The organism is Lysinibacillus sp. NPDC096212, from assembly GCF_044763105.1.
In the GTDB taxonomy this organism is placed as follows: Bacteria; Bacillota; Bacilli; order Bacillales_A; family Planococcaceae; genus Lysinibacillus.
Genome location: NZ_JBIWFQ010000044.1, coordinates 1 through 18,366, shown reverse-complemented (window position 1 = coordinate 18,366; position 18,366 = coordinate 1). Strand labels below are relative to the sequence as shown.

10 protein-coding genes and 2 pseudogenes are annotated in these 18,366 nt (G+C 34.4%); 6 read left to right on the top strand and 6 right to left on the bottom strand.

The genetic code is table 11. From position 1 onward, the window contains the following. Positions 1–140: 140 nt before the first annotated feature. Complete coding sequence (ltaS, locus tag ACIQ7T_RS26300; RefSeq protein ID WP_370082542.1) at positions 141–2,078, top strand: lipoteichoic acid synthase; 1,938 nt, start codon at positions 141–143, stop codon at positions 2,076–2,078. Positions 2,079–2,179: 101 nt separating this feature from the next. Here the strand turns inward: ltaS and ACIQ7T_RS26295 are convergent. Then, positions 2,180–2,333: pseudogene (locus ACIQ7T_RS26295) on the bottom strand (MarR family transcriptional regulator); the annotation flags it as partial. 745 nt (positions 2,334–3,078) lie between these two features. On the opposite strand from ACIQ7T_RS26295, the gene ACIQ7T_RS26290 reads away from it, so the two are divergent. Then, positions 3,079–4,527, top strand: a complete 1,449-nt coding sequence (locus tag ACIQ7T_RS26290) for an alpha/beta hydrolase family protein (RefSeq protein WP_370082544.1) — start codon at positions 3,079–3,081, stop codon at positions 4,525–4,527. Positions 4,528–4,921: 394 nt separating this feature from the next. Here the strand turns inward: ACIQ7T_RS26290 and ACIQ7T_RS26285 are convergent, their stop codons facing one another. From ACIQ7T_RS26285 to ACIQ7T_RS26270, 4 genes are all read right to left on the bottom strand, one after another. Further along, entirely contained in the window at positions 4,922–6,223 is a 1,302-nt protein-coding gene (locus ACIQ7T_RS26285) for an alpha/beta hydrolase (protein WP_402874837.1), read from the bottom strand. A gap of 568 nt (positions 6,224–6,791) precedes the next feature. Further along, positions 6,792–7,223, bottom strand: a complete 432-nt coding sequence (locus ACIQ7T_RS26280) for a DUF3021 family protein (protein ID WP_402874834.1) — start codon at positions 7,221–7,223, stop codon at positions 6,792–6,794. 12 nt (positions 7,224–7,235) lie between these two features. Continuing rightward, positions 7,236–7,520 (bottom strand): LytTR family DNA-binding domain-containing protein, encoded by a 285-nt coding sequence (locus tag ACIQ7T_RS26275; RefSeq protein WP_402874858.1) that lies wholly within the window; start codon positions 7,518–7,520, stop codon positions 7,236–7,238. Between the two features lie 991 nt (positions 7,521–8,511). Beyond that, the gene (locus ACIQ7T_RS26270) at positions 8,512–9,453 is read right to left on the bottom strand and encodes a DMT family transporter (protein ID WP_370082552.1); all 942 of its coding nucleotides are present in this window, start codon (positions 9,451–9,453) and stop codon (positions 8,512–8,514) included. 442 nt (positions 9,454–9,895) lie between these two features. On the opposite strand from ACIQ7T_RS26270, the gene ACIQ7T_RS26265 reads away from it, so the two are divergent. The 3 genes and pseudogenes from ACIQ7T_RS26265 to ACIQ7T_RS26255 all read left to right on the top strand — a co-directional run bounded on the left by ACIQ7T_RS26265 (position 9,896) and on the right by ACIQ7T_RS26255 (position 14,266). After that, entirely contained in the window at positions 9,896–10,432 is a 537-nt protein-coding gene (locus ACIQ7T_RS26265; protein WP_370082554.1) for a PadR family transcriptional regulator, read from the top strand. A 24-nt stretch (positions 10,433–10,456) separates the two neighbouring features. Then, positions 10,457–12,191, top strand: a pseudogene (locus tag ACIQ7T_RS26260) (MFS transporter). A gap of 596 nt (positions 12,192–12,787) precedes the next feature. Next, complete coding sequence (locus ACIQ7T_RS26255; RefSeq protein WP_402874828.1) at positions 12,788–14,266, top strand: Lsa family ABC-F type ribosomal protection protein; 1,479 nt, start codon at positions 12,788–12,790, stop codon at positions 14,264–14,266. A 321-nt stretch (positions 14,267–14,587) separates the two neighbouring features. Here the strand turns inward: ACIQ7T_RS26255 and ACIQ7T_RS26250 are convergent, their stop codons facing one another. Continuing rightward, a complete protein-coding gene (locus ACIQ7T_RS26250) occupies positions 14,588–15,436 on the bottom strand; it encodes an MBL fold metallo-hydrolase (RefSeq protein WP_402874825.1) in 849 nt (282 codons plus the stop codon). 642 nt (positions 15,437–16,078) lie between these two features. Here ACIQ7T_RS26250 and ACIQ7T_RS26245 point away from each other — a divergent pair. Then, positions 16,079–18,058 carry a cation:proton antiporter gene (locus tag ACIQ7T_RS26245; protein WP_402874822.1) on the top strand — a complete coding sequence of 660 codons (1,980 nt, stop codon included), beginning with the start codon at positions 16,079–16,081 and terminating at the stop codon, positions 18,056–18,058. The last annotated feature ends 308 nt before the right edge of the window (positions 18,059–18,366 follow it).

Genomic DNA, 18,366 nt, shown 5'->3' with positions numbered 1-18,366 from the left:
TTGACAGAAGTCTATATGGGGAGTAGTATACAATAGCTACGAAAAAGATACTGTGAAATAATATATTTTGAATGCAATATATACTTATAATCTAAGTTAATATACATCTAGATTTAAAAGTAAGTAAACGAGGTGCAAAAATGAAAAATTTTTTAAGTAAAAAAGATAACCTATTAAACAAATTTTTAGGGATATATTTATTAGCTGTTTTAATGTTATGGATTAAAACATACATCGCTCAAACAGCACAATTTAAACTAGGAGTAGAAGGATTCCTTCAACATTTCCTTTTACTATTAAATCCACTAGGTTCAGCAATGCTGTTTCTAGGAATATCATTTTTATTTAGAGGAAAGAGAAAATATACATCACTAGTTGTAGTGTATACTCTGATGTCTATTCTTTTATATGCCAATATTGTATATTACCGATTTTTTAGTGATTTCATTACATTACCTACAGTTACCCAAACGCAGAACTTCGGAGATTTAGGTGGTAGTGTTCTTACTTTAATAAAGCCTTATGATTTCTTGTTCTTTGTGGATGTATTCGTAATGTTTTACTTACGATTCTCAAGAAAAATACAAAAAGATAGCAATCGTTTTGGATATAAAAAAGCAACGGCAATCATTACTTTTGCATTAGCAATATCAATCCTAAATTTAGGACTAGCTGAAGCTGATCGTCCGCAACTATTAACTCGAGGTTTTGATAGAAACTATATTGTGAAATATCTCGGAATGTATAACTATACGATTTATGATTCAGTAGAAACGATGAAAGCATCTTCACAGAGAGCTTTGGCGGATAGTAGTGATATTACAGAAGTGATGAACTATACAAAATCCAACTACGCCAAACCTAATACGGAATATTTTGGTAAAGCAAAAGGAATGAACGTTATCTATTTACATTTAGAATCATTCCAAAACTTCCTTATCGACTATAAGTTAAACGGTGAAGAAGTTACACCATTTTTAAATTCATTAACAAAAGATAAGAATACATTGTATTTTGATAATTTCTTCCATCAAACAGGTCAAGGTAAAACTTCCGATGCAGAATTTATGCTGGAAAATTCTTTATTTGGATTACCACAAGGATCTGCTTATATTACAAAAGCACAAAATACGTATCAAGCAGCCCCTAGTATTTTAAAAGATTATGGTTATACATCTGCTGTATTCCATGGTAACAACGGAAGCTTCTGGAATCGAAATGAGATTTATAAATCATTTGGATTCGAGCACTTCTTTGATGCTAGTTATTATGACACGGGTTCTTCAGAAAACATGGCTGAATACGGATTGTTAGATAAACCATTCTTTAAACAATCTGAAAGTATGTTAAGTTCGTTACCACAACCTTTCTATACGAAATTAATTACGGTAGGGAACCATTTTCCATATAAAATGGATCAAAGCTTAGTTACAATTGATAAAGCTAATACTGGAGATTCAAGTGTAGATAATTATTTCCAAACAGCACGTTATGCAGATGAAGGGATCAAACAAGTATTCGACCAATTAAAAGAATCAGGATTATATGATAATTCGATGATTGTTCTTTATGGTGACCATTACGGTATTTCAGATAATCATAATGATGCGATGGAACAAGTCATTGGAAAAGAAATTACACCATATGAAAATGCTAATTTGCAACGCGTACCATTATTTATCCATGTTCCAGGAATGCAAGGTGGAACTAACCATACTTATGGTGGCCAAACAGACCTTCTTCCAACGTTATTACATTTACTAGGAATTGATACGCAAAAATTTGTTCAATTTGGTTCCGACTTATTATCAAAAGACCATGATGAAGTTGTACCATTTAGAAATGGCGGTTTTGTCAGTCCTACTATTTATTCGGTTAATGGGAAATTTTATGATAATAAAACAGGTTTACTACTAGATGATAATCAATTAGAGTATGCGAAAACTATTAAAAATAATGTAGATCGTAAATTAGAATTATCTGATAAAGTTGTGAATGGTGACTTATTGAGATTCTATACGCCAACAGATTATACTCCGGTTGATCGTTCTAAGTATAATTACTCGAAAGATAAGTAAACTTTTACAGCGGAATTAGGAAATTTTACATCAGAAAAGCGCGGGAAATCAATGTTTCTAAAATTGATTTCCCGCGCTTTTTAAGGTTTTGACCAGTTTTATTCCAGCCTCTTGTTTGGTTTCTGAAAACTTTTGATTAAGCCTTTTTCCATGAGTTTCTTAGCTATTTTACTTATGGCACTTCCTATAAGGACTCTGTAAGTTTTGTCACGTTGGGATCTACATTTTTTCAATACATTCGATACAGTATACTTTATAAAACTGAAACTTAAATCTGCTGGATAAGAATCCATTTTGAATAATTTTTTTCAAAGGGGTTCTTTTTAATTTATCGTAAATTAAGGGTTTATGAGGTGTATTTGATTAAACTTTACTTATAGTTACACTCGAAAAGATTAAATAAGTAATAGAGAGTATTTCAGCTTGAGCAGTTTACACAAAGTATTTTAAAAGACTTATTTTAAGGTTGAGCTGTTTTTTATTAAAGAGTAGGCACCTACCTAACACTTTTCTATCCCAATTTCATAAACTGTGCATGATATTAACCTATTCATTAACTTCTTTCAGCAATATTTTTTGTATTGAAAGTGCGACGGCAGTTACAATTATTTTCTGTACCGAAAGCATAGCGAAAGGTACGAAGTCTCCCATTCCTATAGTTGTGAGATGAAGCGGGTTTAAACTTACTTTTCAGCAGGTGTTCAAACATTCGCTGAAAGAAGTTAAAGCCTCCGGCGGATGTCACGGAAATCGGCAAGGAGTTCATAAAGGATTTTAGCCTAAATCGCATCCATGCGATAACTGCTAACTGGCCTGCATCGGTGCCGCTGTAGCTACACTTTCGCGCAAAAAACATCTTTTGCTGCCGCTACGTTAACACTGCGCTTTCGCACAAAAAACATTTGCATGCCTAAGTGCAAAGCTGATTTCGGACGCAATGACGCCGAGGCATAATTGATAGAGTAACATGAGAAAAATATTTGGAAAGTAGGGGGAGAACATGTACGACCAATATCTCAAGCACTATTGGTATTATGAATACCCAGTTAGCTTTATGAAACCAACACTTCATATTTATGCACCATCAGCAGTATCTCCGGCATATGGAGCTCCAGTAAATGCTGGGAGGTATGTACCATCCTCAGTATTTCCGGTGTATACAACCCCAGTAAATGCTTCGATGTATGAACCATCCACTAAAAAGGAAATTGATTGTCAAAAGGAAGCTTTTGTAAAGAATTTTTTTTTCAAAGATAAATCATTTAATTTCGAAACGTTGCGTGCAGCTGGATTCGCAGTTGACAACGGCGCTGATCTAAACGAAGTGTTCTTGACCGCTGCGGCAATCCCCGAAGGTGATGAAGAAGCATGGATGATGGAGTGGAAAGCTATCGCAGACAGAATTTATGTACGCGGGAAAGATTCCTTCGAGCATGGAGACAAGATTAGCGCACGAGAGGCATTCTTGCGTGCTTCAGCCTACTATCGTAGCGCTGAATTTTACCGTCGCAAAGATCCAATAAACGATCGGCACGTTCTCGAGCTGTTCGGTCTTTCTCGCGAGGCATTTGTGAAGGCGGGCAAACTGCTGGATGGCCCCTTCGAGGAGATCTCCATCCCTTACGGCGAAGATAAGCTCCACGGATACCTGCTCCTCGTGGACGACAGTGGGAAACCCCGGCCGACGATCATTTACACTAATGGATTTGACTCAACGACAGAGGAAGGCTACTACGTCATTGGCGCAGCCGCGTTGCGGCGTGGTTTCAACGTGATCCTGTATGACGGTCCCGGTACGGGTCGCATGATCCGCGAGAAGAAAGTGCCCTACCGTCCGGACTGGGAAGCGGTACTCGGTCCTGTAATGGATTACGCTGAGACACGTCCTGAGGTCGACAAGTCCAAAATTGTGCTATTTGGGTATAGCATGGGTGGATATCTGTGCGCTCGGACAGCGGCTTTTGATCATCGTCCAGCAGCGATCGTGCTTGACGACGGTTTGACGAGCTTTTTCGCGACTTATCCTCCGCTCCCGGAATTCCTCGTAGAGTGGATCAAAGCCGGATACGATGAGCAGGCGATACCCGTACTCGAATGGATTAAGAAACACGACACCTACGCTCGTTGGGCACTGCAGAATGGTGTATGGGTGTTTGGCGCTTCGAATGAACCGGAATACATCCGTAAGAGCGAGCAGTTTGCTCTCACCACCGAAGACATGCATAAAATCAAGTCCCCTGCTCTAATTCTAGAGGGAGAGAACGATCTTGTGTTCAAGGGGCAGGCAAGTAAGCTTGCGTCCGAGCTAAAAGCTCCGCATAAGCATGTCGTGATGCGGAACGCTGATGGTGCAGGTGAACACTGCCATATGGGCGCAATGCGTTTGCTTCATCAGACAATCTTCGACTGGCTCCACACGACCTTGGGAATCGTTAGTTGGACAACATGACTATGAGCAAAACAAAAAGGCCGTTACAGATTTTTCGACCGAGAAAGACCTTGCAGGGGTGTAGCCAGTCTTTAGACATGGGATGAAAGTGAGGTCAGACAAGAAAGTAGTCTTTACTATCTTAATTGTCTGAAAGAGTGTTATACGGATAGTGATCTATTTTTTTGTGATTCAAAAAATGCCGTGTAATACATTTTGATTCCAATTTGTAATTTGGTCTAGAAAAGCTTGAGCACTTGCGCATAATAATAAGTTTCACTACAAGACATTAATAAGAGTAGTTCGATAGAGGAAGCCCAATTAGACTTTGTCAATGGGCTTCCTCTATTAAAATGTATACAAGTATTTGACAGGGGGCGCCGTATCCTATATAACGACGAAAAAAACTTTGTGTTCAATATGTCTCTTTGGGAGCGAAATGGCCGATTCCCTTTAATTCAAAGTCAAAAAATTTAAGGATTAGTTCATTTTCAGTTTCAATACAGTAATATTTATCAATGTCGGCTTTTCCTCCTTGTAGAATATTTGCAAGTATAGGGGAGAAAAGCGGTAAATCGGTTAAGCTTAAATGTTTTGCCCCTTTAAAATGAGTAGTATATGCTCCTTCGAACTGTTTATTATTGAGTTTGTTCGCTACATAAACAGGAGTACGATTCAGTTGACGCCAAACATCGTCTGAATAAATGTTAAAAAGAGGGGTTGTGTAGGCTTTGCTGCTTGCCATAAAATTATCATCAGCTTTGTTATAAATAAGTTCACTAAAGAAAGGGGCATCGATATTTACTACTGCACTTACATCATCGCGTTCTCTACCTAGCAACACACTTGCAGCACCTCCCATTGAGTGCCCAAACACACCAATTTTCTCTGTATTGATATGTTGATAAATAGGGTCATTGTCACTTTTAGCTTTTGTAAGTATTGTATCAATGACAAAATTCATATCGTCTGTTCGTAGTTTCATCCATTTTTGAATGATATTGTACCGTTCTTCGTTCGAATAAAGACCTTTATTCGTATTTTCGACTTCATTTTTAAAATCTGGACTGATCATAGTTACTATCCCATCCTCTGAACGAGTATAGAAGGAATGATAAGGATGGTCGATGGAAACGACTATATAACCGTGGCTTGCCAGCTCAGTATAAGTAGAACTGTTGCTTGTCTTGATACCATATGCTCCATGTGAGAATACTAATAGAGGGTATGTTCCATCTGTGTTTTTGGGATACCAAAATTCCACATTAACAATTCTGTTGTCCCCCTTGTCAGAAAAATCCTCAATACGGCTCTTGTCGATAAATGTGTCAGTAGCGGTTGCGACTTCATATTCTCCTGTCACTTTTGGTGATTGATACTGTGGAAAAATAATGACAGGTGAAAGTACAAAGACAAATATCAATATCATCATAATGGACTTCCACACAATGGTAGAAGTTTTGTATTGTTTGATATTTTTTTTCTTAAGGATAAGAGATACTGTCCCATATACGGCTAATAAGAAAAGTAGGATAGCAAGCATTACCCAGGAAAAACTCCAGACAATCACCGATGAAACAGTAAGTATTGCAAATACAATAAATACAGCAATCCTAATCCAATTCTTTAATTTTTTATGGTTTTGCTTAGTTGCTATGCAGTAGATTGCAAAAGCAATCTCGAAAATCACAGCTGTTAATAATAGTAAAATTCCCATAGTCGTTCCTCCATCTCATTGGAAAAATTTTTATGAAATTATCATAATAAACAGATGAAAGGATGTATATGGAAAAACGGTAAGTTGTATTTATAAGCCAATAAGATGAAAAAAAAGGTAAGCTCAAATGCTTACCGTAAGATCAATTTCGCCTTGGCGTAATTGCCGCTGACGCTCCGCTTTCGCGCAGTAAACATTTGTAGCTGTCGCTTTGCTTTCGCTACCGATAAACAATGTGTCCGGATTTTGAATTGTGCCCAGGCCTGCACGAGGGCCGACACGATGTCGGTCATTTCGGTAATGCCACAGGACGTGGCGTTTTTACCGATGCAGGTCAGTTAGCCGTTTTTGCAGGATGCGAAGGTTTTAGGCTAACATCCTTTATTCATTCCTTTGAAAATCCGTGACACCTGCCGGAGGCTTTATCTTCATTCAATAGGTGTTTGGATACCCACTGAAAAAGTAATTAAAATCGCATTCATCTTACCACCTATAGAGGTGGGAGTCTTTCACTGAATGAAGATAATCTGTTGCAGCCAACTACTGTACTGCTTATTGATTTTCTTGACTACTCACCAAAGTCTTTCTTAAATGTCTTTAGTTTTTCATTGATTTTTTTTGCATCTTTTTTATCATTTTGCCATGACAGTAGATGAACAATGATATAGATTACCGCAATTTGCAGTGCAAGAATGATTAGCCCCATACCAGTTACAAGATTCATAGCGCTGCCAAGGACAATCAATAAAATCTCCAAAGTGAAGAAATGAATAATAATCCTTATACGCATTTTCTTCTCACTTAGATCATCAGGAGAATATAAAATAAATCCTGTTAATGCACCTAAAAATGAAAATGCCATAAGGATATAAATTGACTTCAAATCAAAGGCCATGTCAGGATCATAAATTTGTCGCAATATAGTAATAATCATGATTATGGATCCGAAGATAATAAAGAAATTCTTAATTATCTTTTGTACAAATTCAAAAAAATTCATATGTATCCCTCTTTACAAACCAAGCATATTTTTAAGGACAGGTACATACTGCCTTGATATAACAGTATGTTCTCCGTTATCAAGGACAGCTTCGAATCGACCACTAATAGTCGGATGAACAGATGAAATTTTGGCGATGTTCAAAATAGTTGATTTCGATGCGCGAAAACAGTTTTTTCCTTTACATAATTCCTCTAACTCGTACAGTTTTTGTTTCACCTCAAAAACGTTGTTCCTGCAGTACATAAAAATTTTTCCATCGACTGCCTCGAAATAATAGATATCACTGAGCCTAATGCGGTGAATACTATCTTGTTGATGTCCGAGTAAAATAGGATTTTCAGATTTCAGCTTGTTTAAGATTTCATTTATTTCTTCATCAACCTCATGACACCTAATAAGAATCTCTTCTTCTAATTCTAGGCTTATTTCTTCTATTGAAATTTTGATATTATCACCTACAAAAATTCAAATTATTTCAGTTTTACTCGAATTCTGTATAAATTTGCAAATGAAACATAGCTAAAAAAGGTTTATTTATTCTAATGATAACAACTTCATATACAATCCTTTTTTACATTTTATCAAGTTACCGTTTTGATTTTATTTTATGATAGTATCCAAAATCTGCTAAGTCAAGTGCGGGAGAAAGGGCTCATTAATAGTTATAATTATAATAAGGATATAGAAACTCTCACTCGTCATGATGAGTATCTTTTCTCTCCAAGTTCTCCACTTTTCGTTTTAATTGCTCTATATCTCTTATTTTAGTTATTATGAATTTAATTGATAAATAAATAGCAAATATTAATAAAATCAGTATAATTGCGATAATAATTGACTCCAACATTAACATCACATACCTTTCTTACTTTTTCACTTTTTTAAAAACATATTAAGTAATAACTCCTTACAGTTCAATATTACTAAACAACAACATGCAAGTAAAATGAATATACAGAATTGTTCTGTATTTGTTTTATAAATGAACGAAGGGGGAGAGCGTGATAGGATTGAAGAATATATTTATTTTTGTGGGAGGGAAACTAAGTAACAATATTTGGAATAAGTTAAAAAGTAACCGCTGTCTTTAAGGATTTACTTCGAAGTGAACTGAAACCATTTCCTATAGAGGATGTAAATATCTCAAACAAAGTATTATTAATTGATTAATATAAATAATGTCTGCTTATGAGGGAAAGCAGACAGGAAATTAAATAATGATAGGAGGGGTACTAACAGTTTAAAAAACAATTGAACTTATTCGTTATTTCCATAAGAATTCGATTTAAAATACCCTGATTAAAAAAACACCAACTATCATAACAATTAAACCAAATATTTGTATTGGTTTAATTTGATTTTTCGAAGAGTTAAATAATCCGAATTTTTCTACCATCAGGCTACCAGTGATTTGACCAAATAAAACAAGGACTACAGTTTGCCCGTTTCCGATTTGATCAACGAGAAATACATTTATTAGAACATAAGCCCCCCCTAAAATACCTCCAATCCATACCCACCAAGGAGCCGACTGTTTAATAGGCTCTTTAATATTTGTGTAAGAACGATCCATGACCCCAACGACGATAATTAACGTAATGGTACCTACCAAAAATGAAACAAAGGCTGCGTGGGAAGAAGAATTCAGAACTTTTCCTAACTGACCATTGATAGCAATTTGTATAGCCAGTAATATTCCTGACATTATTCCTACTAAACGCCAAATCCATTGATTTAACATGTTTTTCTTAGTTGCTTCGGAAGGGTCTTGGTTAGTTTTCATACTCGGTAAAGCCACAGCTAAAAAAACGCCTATAATGACTAATAATACTCCAAAAACTCGGTTCAAACCGAAAGAATATTGCCTAGAGTTAATCCAGCCATAATTGTCTATTAGCATACTCATCAAAGTCATTCCCAAGATTGGCATTATCGCTGTTTGTACACTTCCTAATTTAGGGAATAAAAGTATATTGGTAGTTACAGCAACTGCACCACAGATTCCTCCTAGCCATATAAAAATAGGTTGGCTTAAGAATAAATCAAATGGAATACCTAATGGTAAACCACTAACTAATATTGTAATCGCTAAAAAGATTACCCCTACAGAGAAGGAGATCATTGAAGCTAAAAAAGGGGAAATCACGAATTTTCGTAATTGAGCATTGATCGCTGTTTGCATAGCAAAAACAACTCCAGTGCTTATAGCTAGCAGTATTGCAAACATAAGAATTCACCCCAAATCTTGTTGAATAAAATTTAGTTTATTTTACTGAGATATTGCCCTTCTCATCACTAAAAATGAAAAACGCCGGTATCGACTAATCAAAACCGCCGTTTGGCATATTGAATAAATTTTTGGCACGAAAGTTCAGCTGTTTTACTAAAATCCATTTTATTAAAAGGTAATAGTTAATCTATGATTGTTCATGTAATAAGATTATAAAATGATTACACATTTTAATGAAGTGAAAAAAGACTGAATATTGGTTTCAGTCTTTTTTTGTTAAACAGAACTTTTTAAATTCATTATATTCAGGGGATGTATCTTTCTGCTTTTAAATTTAATGGATAAACTTTACAAACGGATAAATAAAATATATAATCAACAATCATATTAACAATGTTTATATGGTTGTTGATTATATTTATTATGTGAGGTGCTTATTTTGAAAGGAAGAGATGTTGTTTTAGGATTACTTATGGAAAAAGAATTATCTGGTTATGATATAAAAATTGTTTTTGAAGATGTATTCACGCATTTTTTTGATGGCAGTTTTGGAATGATTTATCCGACTTTAAGACAGTTGGAAAAAGAGGGGAAAATAAAAAAAGAGGTTGTCATGCAAGAAGGTAAGCCAAATAAAAAAATGTATTTCATAACAGATGAAGGAAGAGAAGAGTTTTATCAATACATGAAGACAGATGTAGAAAAGGATGTTCTACGTTCTGACTTTTTAATGAGGATGTATTTTGGGAATTATAGCGATAGCAATTCAATGAAGAAGTGGATTGAAGAAGAAATTGAGAGAAAAGAGGCGTATGTTGCAGATCTTCTCTTAAAGTATGAAAAATGGAAAGAAGGCATTACATTTGCGGAAGAGATTTCATTAGAGGTTGGGATTGCATCTTATATGGCTCAAGTTAAAACATTAAAAGATAAATTAGCGCAATTAGTAATACAAGAAAAAAGAGATGAATTGTAAAGTTTCGTGAAAGTGGGGGGATTTATGGAACAACCAAAAGGAATCAAAATCGTTTTCTTAATGTGTTTAGGGATTTTCTTGTGTATGATTGATACGACAATTATGAATATTGCCTTACCAGCAATACAGACTGATGTGAACACATCTTTGGAGAAAATGTCTTGGATATTGAATGTCTATACGATGTCTATTGCGGTATTAGCGATACCACTAGGGCGAGTCGCTGATATCTATGGAAAGGCAAAATTATATATTATAGGCTTAATAGTTTTTGGAGTTGGTTCAGCGTTATGTGCATTTGCAAATACGGGGGATTTTCTTATTTTTTCTCGTTTTGTTCAAAGTATAGGAGCTGCTGTTTTGTTTCCAACAAGTATGGTAATTGGCGTCTCGGCAGTTCCGCTGGCAAAAAGGCATGTTGCGCTTGGGATTTTAGGGGTGACACAAGGGGTATCGGCAGCTATAGGTCCTGTACTAGGGGGAGTTATTACACAAAATTTAGGATGGAGATGGGTATTCTTTGTGAATATTCCGATTTGTGTAATTGGTATTGTGTTATGTTTCATTATGTTAAAGATAAAGAATGAGGAACGCGTAGTTGCTAAAATTGATTGGATTAGTACTTTCTAGTTTTGCTATTTTCTTTTTCACACTTGTTTTAGTTAAAGGGAATACTTGGGGGTGGATGAGTGACTTTGCATGGATGTGCTATATCATCAGTGCTACTTCTTTTATTCTATTTATCTTAGTTGAAAGAAAAGTTACATCACCGATGGTAAATTTGCAGCTATTTAAAGATCGAATTTTTGTTGGAGCTTCTATTGTAGTTATACTTAGTAATTTATTCTTAATTGGTGTAACTGTTTTGCTTCCAACGTTTCTCACAAAAATACAACACCGAACAGAAATGGAAGCAGCTTTTTTAGTGACACCTATTTCTGCTATGATATTTTTAGTTTCTCCGTTTGCTTCACTCGCTATGAAGAAACTTGGCAAGGTTCAGGTTATTTTAGTGGGGTTTATAGTTATGAGTTTTGCTTATTATTGTTTACAGATGATAGGAGCTGAATCAACAAATAAAGAAATTATCATTCCGTGTATGATTTTAGGTGTTGGATTTGGTTTAATTGTTGGGCCAATTACTATGTTAACAGCCTCCACATTTGAGGGGGAATTATTAACCGCTTCTCAAAGTGTTGTATCCATGCTCAGACAAATTGGAATTGTCTTGGCTGTAGCTATTTTTGTCTCAGGCTTAACTCATAATTTATCCATAAATAAAGAAAATGTTTATCACTATGCGGAAAAAAAGGTGCATGAACTTCATGTTGATCAAGCGGAGCAAGAGCAAATATTAACAGTAACAAAGGAAAAAATACAAAACAAAGACTTAGAGTCGAATATAGAAAAGAATCAGGGAACTGATCATATTGGCATAAATCAACAACAAAAGGAAAGCATGATTAAAGAGAAAGTAAATAATGCTTTAAATGAGGTTCCGGTAGAATACAGAGAAATAAAACGGGTAGAAATTACAAACCAAGTAACAAAAGCGGTTGGAGAAAAAATAGAGGACATAAATAGAGAAATTAATACATTCTCGAATGATATTAGTCATTATGCTGAAAAAGAGATGGCAAAAAGTTTCACAGATTTATATAAAGTAAGTGTACCAATTATTTTGCTCTGTAGTTTAGTGTCTTTTATGTTTCGCAATAGAAAATTTGAAGTTAATAACAGAAAAAGACAAAATGTATAGTAAAATTGTTGCCACATGATTTTGCAACGAAGTTTCAATCTTATAACTTTAAAGGGGTTACAGAAATAATTTGGAATCGATATAGATGCTACTTGTGTCAGAAACAGTACTTTTGGGTAAAAATGATGTTTGAATTGTATTTCAGGGAAAAATTTGTTAATATACAAATACAATGATGAGAGGACTGATGGATGGACATGATTAACTAATCTGTATTTTTATTTGAAATGAAAAACTTCAAACTACAAAATATAGGATTAGTCTGTCCATTTTTATAAATCAGTTTACACTTTATTTGTCATGGTTCCAGTGGCAAATAAAGAGCTTATTTAATATAAGTAAAAGACTAATCCTTCCAATTTACAAATTGGGAGGATTTTTTATTCTCTCATGGTTAAGATCTATTGATTTCTGTACCTTAATTTAATAAATAAAGGAGAGTGGAAAATGAGCGATTCAGACACTATTGTTACGCATGTATTACTCCGTACAAGTCGTTAATATCCATCAAACTTATACGGAGAAATTTAGAATGGATGGATATGCCGACTTTGTATAAAAAGTAAAAAGTATTGATATACAAAGGAGGAATTATCATGTCAATGATACAAGTTCAAAATTTAACTTTTTCTTATCCAAGTAGCTTTGACAATATTTTTGAAAATGTAAACTTTCAAATAGATACGGATTGGAAACTTGGATTTATCGGTAGAAATGGACGAGGAAAGACAACATTCTTTAATTTATTATTAGGGAATTATGAGTATAGTGGGAAAATCAATTCTTCGGTGGAATTTAATTATTTCCCTTATCCAGTTTCGGATAAAAACAAGTATACTCATGAAATCATGGAAGAAATTTGCCCCCAAGCAGAAGATTGGGAAATTCTTCGTGAAATTTCCTATCTAGACGTTGATGCCGAGGTCATGTATCGACCTTTTAAAACATTGTCAAATGGAGAACAAACAAAGGTGTTGCTTGCTGCACTTTTTTTGACGGAGGGTCAGTTTCTATTAATTGATGAGCCAACTAACCATCTAGACACGGAAGCACGAAAGATGGTCTCTGAATATTTAAGGAAGAAAAAAGGGTTTATATTAATTTCACATGACCGAAACTTTTTAGATGGATGCGTTGACCATATCCTATCTATAAATAGGGCCAATATTGAAGTTCAAAGTGGTAACTATTCTTCTTGGAAATTAAATTTTGATAGACAGCAGGAACACGAAGAGGCAACTAATGAGCGTCTACAAAAAGACATAGGGAGATTAAAACAGTCTTCAAAGCGTACATCAGGTTGGTCAAATCAAGTGGAAGCTTCCAAAAATGGGACGACAAATTCGGGTTCTAAGTTGGATAAGGGTTTTGTAGGACATAAAGCGGCAAAGATGATGAAGAGAGCAAAGAACATTGAATCAAGGCAGCAAAAAGCTATTGAGGAAAAGTCAAAACTGCTAAAAAATGTGGAAAAAACGGAGTCATTAAAATTAGAATCATTGGCGTTTCATTCAAATGAATTGATTGTTTTGGCTGATGTGTCTGTTAAATACGATGACCAAATTGTGAATAAGCCAATAAGCTTTAAACTGGAACAAGGTGACCGAATTGTGCTAGATGGAAAGAATGGAAGCGGAAAAAGTAGTATCCTCAAACTAATTCTAGGAAAACCGATACAGCATACAGGCTCAATGTATGTAGGTTCAGGTCTCGTTATTTCCTATGTCCAACAAGATACTTCTCATTTGAAGGGAATGTTATCGGACTTTATTGAAGAGCATGGGATTGATGAAACGTTATTTAAATCTATTCTACGTAAGATGGACTTTGACCGAATTCAATTTGAGAAAGATATTTCTCATTATTCTGGTGGACAAAAGAAAAAGCTGCTTATAGCCAAAAGTTTATGTGAAAAAGCGCATATCTATATTTGGGATGAACCGTTGAATTTTATTGATATTTATTCGCGCATGCAGATTGAAGAGCTTATTCAAGAATTTAATCCCACAATGGTGATTGTTGAGCATGATCAGGCATTTCAACAAACAGTTGCAACCAAAATTATATCTATGTAGTTAATATGAAGAACTGAAAATATAATCAGTTAATCAGGTATTAAACTATGGTGCATTAGTTAAAGAACGTAGATAAAATAATCAACCTCTTTGTGAAGACCTAAACATAAATATATAGAGAAGAATCCATTTTGATCAATCTTTTTTTCAAAATGGATTCTTTTATTTATCGTAAAATACTGGATTATGAGGTTTTTTGAACAAACTTTATTTTAAAGCAACAATAAAAGGAATGGGTGATAAAGGTATCAAATTAACAACAATTCAGTATGGTGAGAAAACTGGTATACCAAAAGGCTGAAGGAAGTGGCTATTAATCAATTATTGTGATTGAATGATGCGGTCATTAACAAATGCTTTTAAGAAAAATAATTCATCATCATTGGGGTCTCTTTTATTTTCTACTTTAAAGCACTTAATAGCATTTTCTAGTGAGGTGGATTTTACAGCTCGACTTGCTGTTGTTAACTCTTCCCAATATATAGTCATTTCATTGGAATCACAGATCGATTCATGACCAAGTAAGAACATTTCAGCATCATATTTTTTAATGTCATTAATCATAGGCAATAACAATGATTGCTTGAAATGAAATAGGGAATTTGTAGTTGTACAATATGCAGAATCACCTAAAAAAACAACTTTTTCGTCAGGAATATAAATAATTGTAGAGTCGTCTGTATGAGTACTTCTGATTCTTTCAATTAGGCAAACTTTATTACCTAAATCAATAGTTAATGTATTTTCAAAAATTACATCTGGAGAATTCAATTTAAAACTACCTCTGTTAGGTATACCAGCTTGTATAATCTCTATACACTTAGCATTCATCTGATTAGTTTTCACATACTTTTGCAGTGAATTATCATCAAACCTATAACTTTGCCATTCTTTTAACAATTCGTTTGTTCGACTATTAACTATAACAGTTGCTTCAAATTCATTCATTCCAAGGAAGTGATCCCAATGCGCATGTGTAATTACCAAATATTTGATAGGTGGTACACTTAGTTTCTCGATTTCTAGTAAAAAGTCTTTAGCATGTTGAGTTGAATTGCCAGCATCTATAATTAGACTAAATTGGTCACCACATACCAAACCTAATGTTGGCCGTTCGTTATCTTCTTGATTTGGTAAATAATAAATAGTATCACTTAATTTATTTAACATGTTATTTCTCCTCTACTTTAGATATTAATTCTATGAAAGAGAAAATCTACATGTTTGTTGTAAAAAACTAAAACATAATTTAAGATTTTCTCATTTTACTTTTTTACCATTGGACTGTACCTCCTTTTTTTACTAAGGAAAAGTATAACGCAATAAACGGATTTTTGCGAAAATTCGGAATAGTGGTACCCGTATTTTATTTAAAGTGCACACTTCGTCAAAATAACAGACAAAACAAGCACTCTCTATTTTGTAATAATAAGCACTGGATAGGGAGGGGGAATGGGATACCCCATGTGAAAATAATTTCTTTCCGTTATCCAATAAAAACAAGGTCTGTTTGGAAGGAGGTTATTCTATAGGAATAATTTTATCTTTGATAGACAGCAGTATTTCTAGTTGCTTCAAAACTCTTGTAGGAAATCAGGAGGCTAAAACCCAGCCATATAAAACCGGCGCCTGTTAGCGTCCCACCCGTGTAATCTTTCATTTGTTGATGAAATAAGGGTTAAATTGAGTCAGTGGACAAATACTAACTGTGAAAAGGCTGTATTTTATAGAACAGCAAACCTTATTTATAATTAGTAGAGTAAAATTTGGTTGACCTTAAGAAACAATATTTCTTAGAAAAGGAGGTCGTACATGGAGCTCTTAATATCGATATTGATTCTACTTATATTATTATTAGTGACAAATGTACTGGCACATTATATTTCTTTCATCCCGATTGCTTTAATTCAAATTGCAGTTGGAATTATAGTTGCTTTAGTAGCAAAGAATTTTACCATTGAAATTGAAGCGGAATGGTTTTTGCTATTGTTTATTGCACCGTTACTTTATCATGATGGCGCACATTTTCCTCGTGAACAATTATGGAAAATGCGATTACCGATTTTAGGCAATGCGATTGTATTAGTACTATTAACGACTATTGTTGGTGGTCTGTTTGTGCACTGGATGATTCCGTCGATTCCTTTAGCGGCTGCCTTTGCTTTAATGGCTATTTTATCACCTACTGACCCAGTGGCGGTAAATGGCATCGCCAAAAGAGTTCATATTCCAGATCGTATAATGAATTTAGTTCGCGGGGAATCTTTAATCAATGATGCATCGGGGTTAATCGCGTTTAAATATTCAGTAGCGGCGATTGTAACCGGTTATTTTTCATTGAAAACAGCAACAAGTGATTTTCTTTATATGTTTTTTGTTGGTTTACTTATAGGGATTTTAGGTGCATTAGCAATATATTGGATTCGACTTCATCTTCGCCGTATAGGAATAGTGGATTCAACATTTTACGTCTTGCTACAAGTTCTAACACCATTTATTTTATATTTGATAGCAGAAGAAGTATTTCATGCATCAGGGGTAATTACAGTTGTAACAGGTGGAATTATTGCGGCAATTGTTAAAGAAAAGACCGAAAGTTTCATTGCACAGGAACAGGTGGTAACAGAACATGTTTGGTCAATTGTGACTTTTACATTAAATGGGGTTATTTTCCTCCTGCTTGGGCTAATGCTACCTTCTGCCACAAATTCAATACTAGTAAGCGAGGAAATTCATAATAGTATCCTTATTTTATATGTGCTAGCAATTGGTTTGATGGTGTTAGTCATCCGTTTTGTTTGGGTGATGTTCTTTCATGTAGTAGATAAAAAAATATTTAAGAACGAAGATACAGTGACAATGAAAGATCATATTGTGACAACGCTTGTTGGCGTTCGAGGTACGATCACGATGGTAGGTATATTATCATTACCTCTAGTAACTGATCTAGGAGAATTATTTCCGGATCGTCAATTACTTATCTTTTTAGCTGCAGGTGTTATTTTATTCACCTTGATAATGGCAACCATATTTTTACCTTTATTAAATGATCAAGAAAAAGCCCAACAGCCAAATATAATGAATGAAAAAAGAGAAATGTTAAAACATGCGATTCGTAGTATTCAACGTGAAACAGTTGAAGAAAATGCTGCTATAGCTCTAAAGTTAATGAATCAATATAACGCAATGTTAATGAATGTTGAGCGAAAACAGTCAGAAGAAGCATTTCAAGCATATAGGCAACAAATGTTGGAAGTTAGAAAAATTGGGATGGAATTAGAAATAATTTATACGAAGCAATATATGACTGAACTTGGATTAAACGAATCAATTCAACAGGAAATTGATTATATTCTTAAAGAAAGAAAAGATATGTTAAATAATCGAACATTTACTTTATTAAAACGTAGTTTACGTCATTTTTTACGTGAACGGAAGATGAGCAAACTACCAGCCAATGTTGTAGAACAAATTAATAAAGTAAAAAAAGATTTAAAAGATCATGTGACATCATCAATTATCAAGCATGTTCAAGAAACGAATGAATATTCTATAGATATTGCTCAAAAAGTGGAAATGTACTATCGTCACTTACAATACTCATCTTATAAAATGGATTCTTCAGAGCAAGAAGAACAAAAAGAATACTTAGCTTTAATAGCCATTGAAGCACAAAGAAATCTTATAAATGAATGGTATCTGGCCGGTGATATAAATAATGAATTAGCTAAAGAGTTAAGAAGATTTGTGAATAATTTGGAAAGTGTTATTTTACTTGAAGAGGAAGAATAAATGGTGACTGCCTAGCATAATTTGCTGGGCTTTTATGTGTTTTGTTACTTTGAGTTAGCTACGGTTAATCAGTCAATAATGCAATTGGTAATGCTACTGGTTCAGAGGTATTTTTGCCTGGATAGGCCCGATACCAGCCGTAAGAGAATCGCCTATCCCCAGATAACATAAAGGATTGAAATCCATATTTCACCTCAAATGATTAATTGTATTGTAAGCCCGTATTCAAATAACGCATATAAACAACCAGGCACCTCCGGTACGATAGATGTATCAATTAAAGGAGGCACTTTTTTTATGTCCACTAC

What these genes read in the sequence shown, in the direction of transcription:
- ACIQ7T_RS26290 (WP_370082544.1), top strand. Translation starts at nt 3,079, where the DNA reads ATGTACGACCAATATCTCAAGCACTATTGGTATTATGAATACCCAGTT.
- ACIQ7T_RS26280 (WP_402874834.1), bottom strand. Translation starts at nt 7,223, where the DNA reads ATGAATTTTTTTGAATTTGTACAAAAGATAATTAAGAATTTCTTTATT.
- ltaS (WP_370082542.1), top strand. Translation starts at nt 141, where the DNA reads ATGAAAAATTTTTTAAGTAAAAAAGATAACCTATTAAACAAATTTTTA.
- ACIQ7T_RS26255 (WP_402874828.1), top strand. Translation starts at nt 12,788, where the DNA reads ATGTCAATGATACAAGTTCAAAATTTAACTTTTTCTTATCCAAGTAGC.
- ACIQ7T_RS26245 (WP_402874822.1), top strand. Translation starts at nt 16,079, where the DNA reads ATGGAGCTCTTAATATCGATATTGATTCTACTTATATTATTATTAGTG.
- ACIQ7T_RS26285 (WP_402874837.1), bottom strand. Translation starts at nt 6,223, where the DNA reads ATGGGAATTTTACTATTATTAACAGCTGTGATTTTCGAGATTGCTTTT.
- ACIQ7T_RS26270 (WP_370082552.1), bottom strand. Translation starts at nt 9,453, where the DNA reads ATGTTTGCAATACTGCTAGCTATAAGCACTGGAGTTGTTTTTGCTATG.
- ACIQ7T_RS26250 (WP_402874825.1), bottom strand. Translation starts at nt 15,436, where the DNA reads ATGTTAAATAAATTAAGTGATACTATTTATTATTTACCAAATCAAGAA.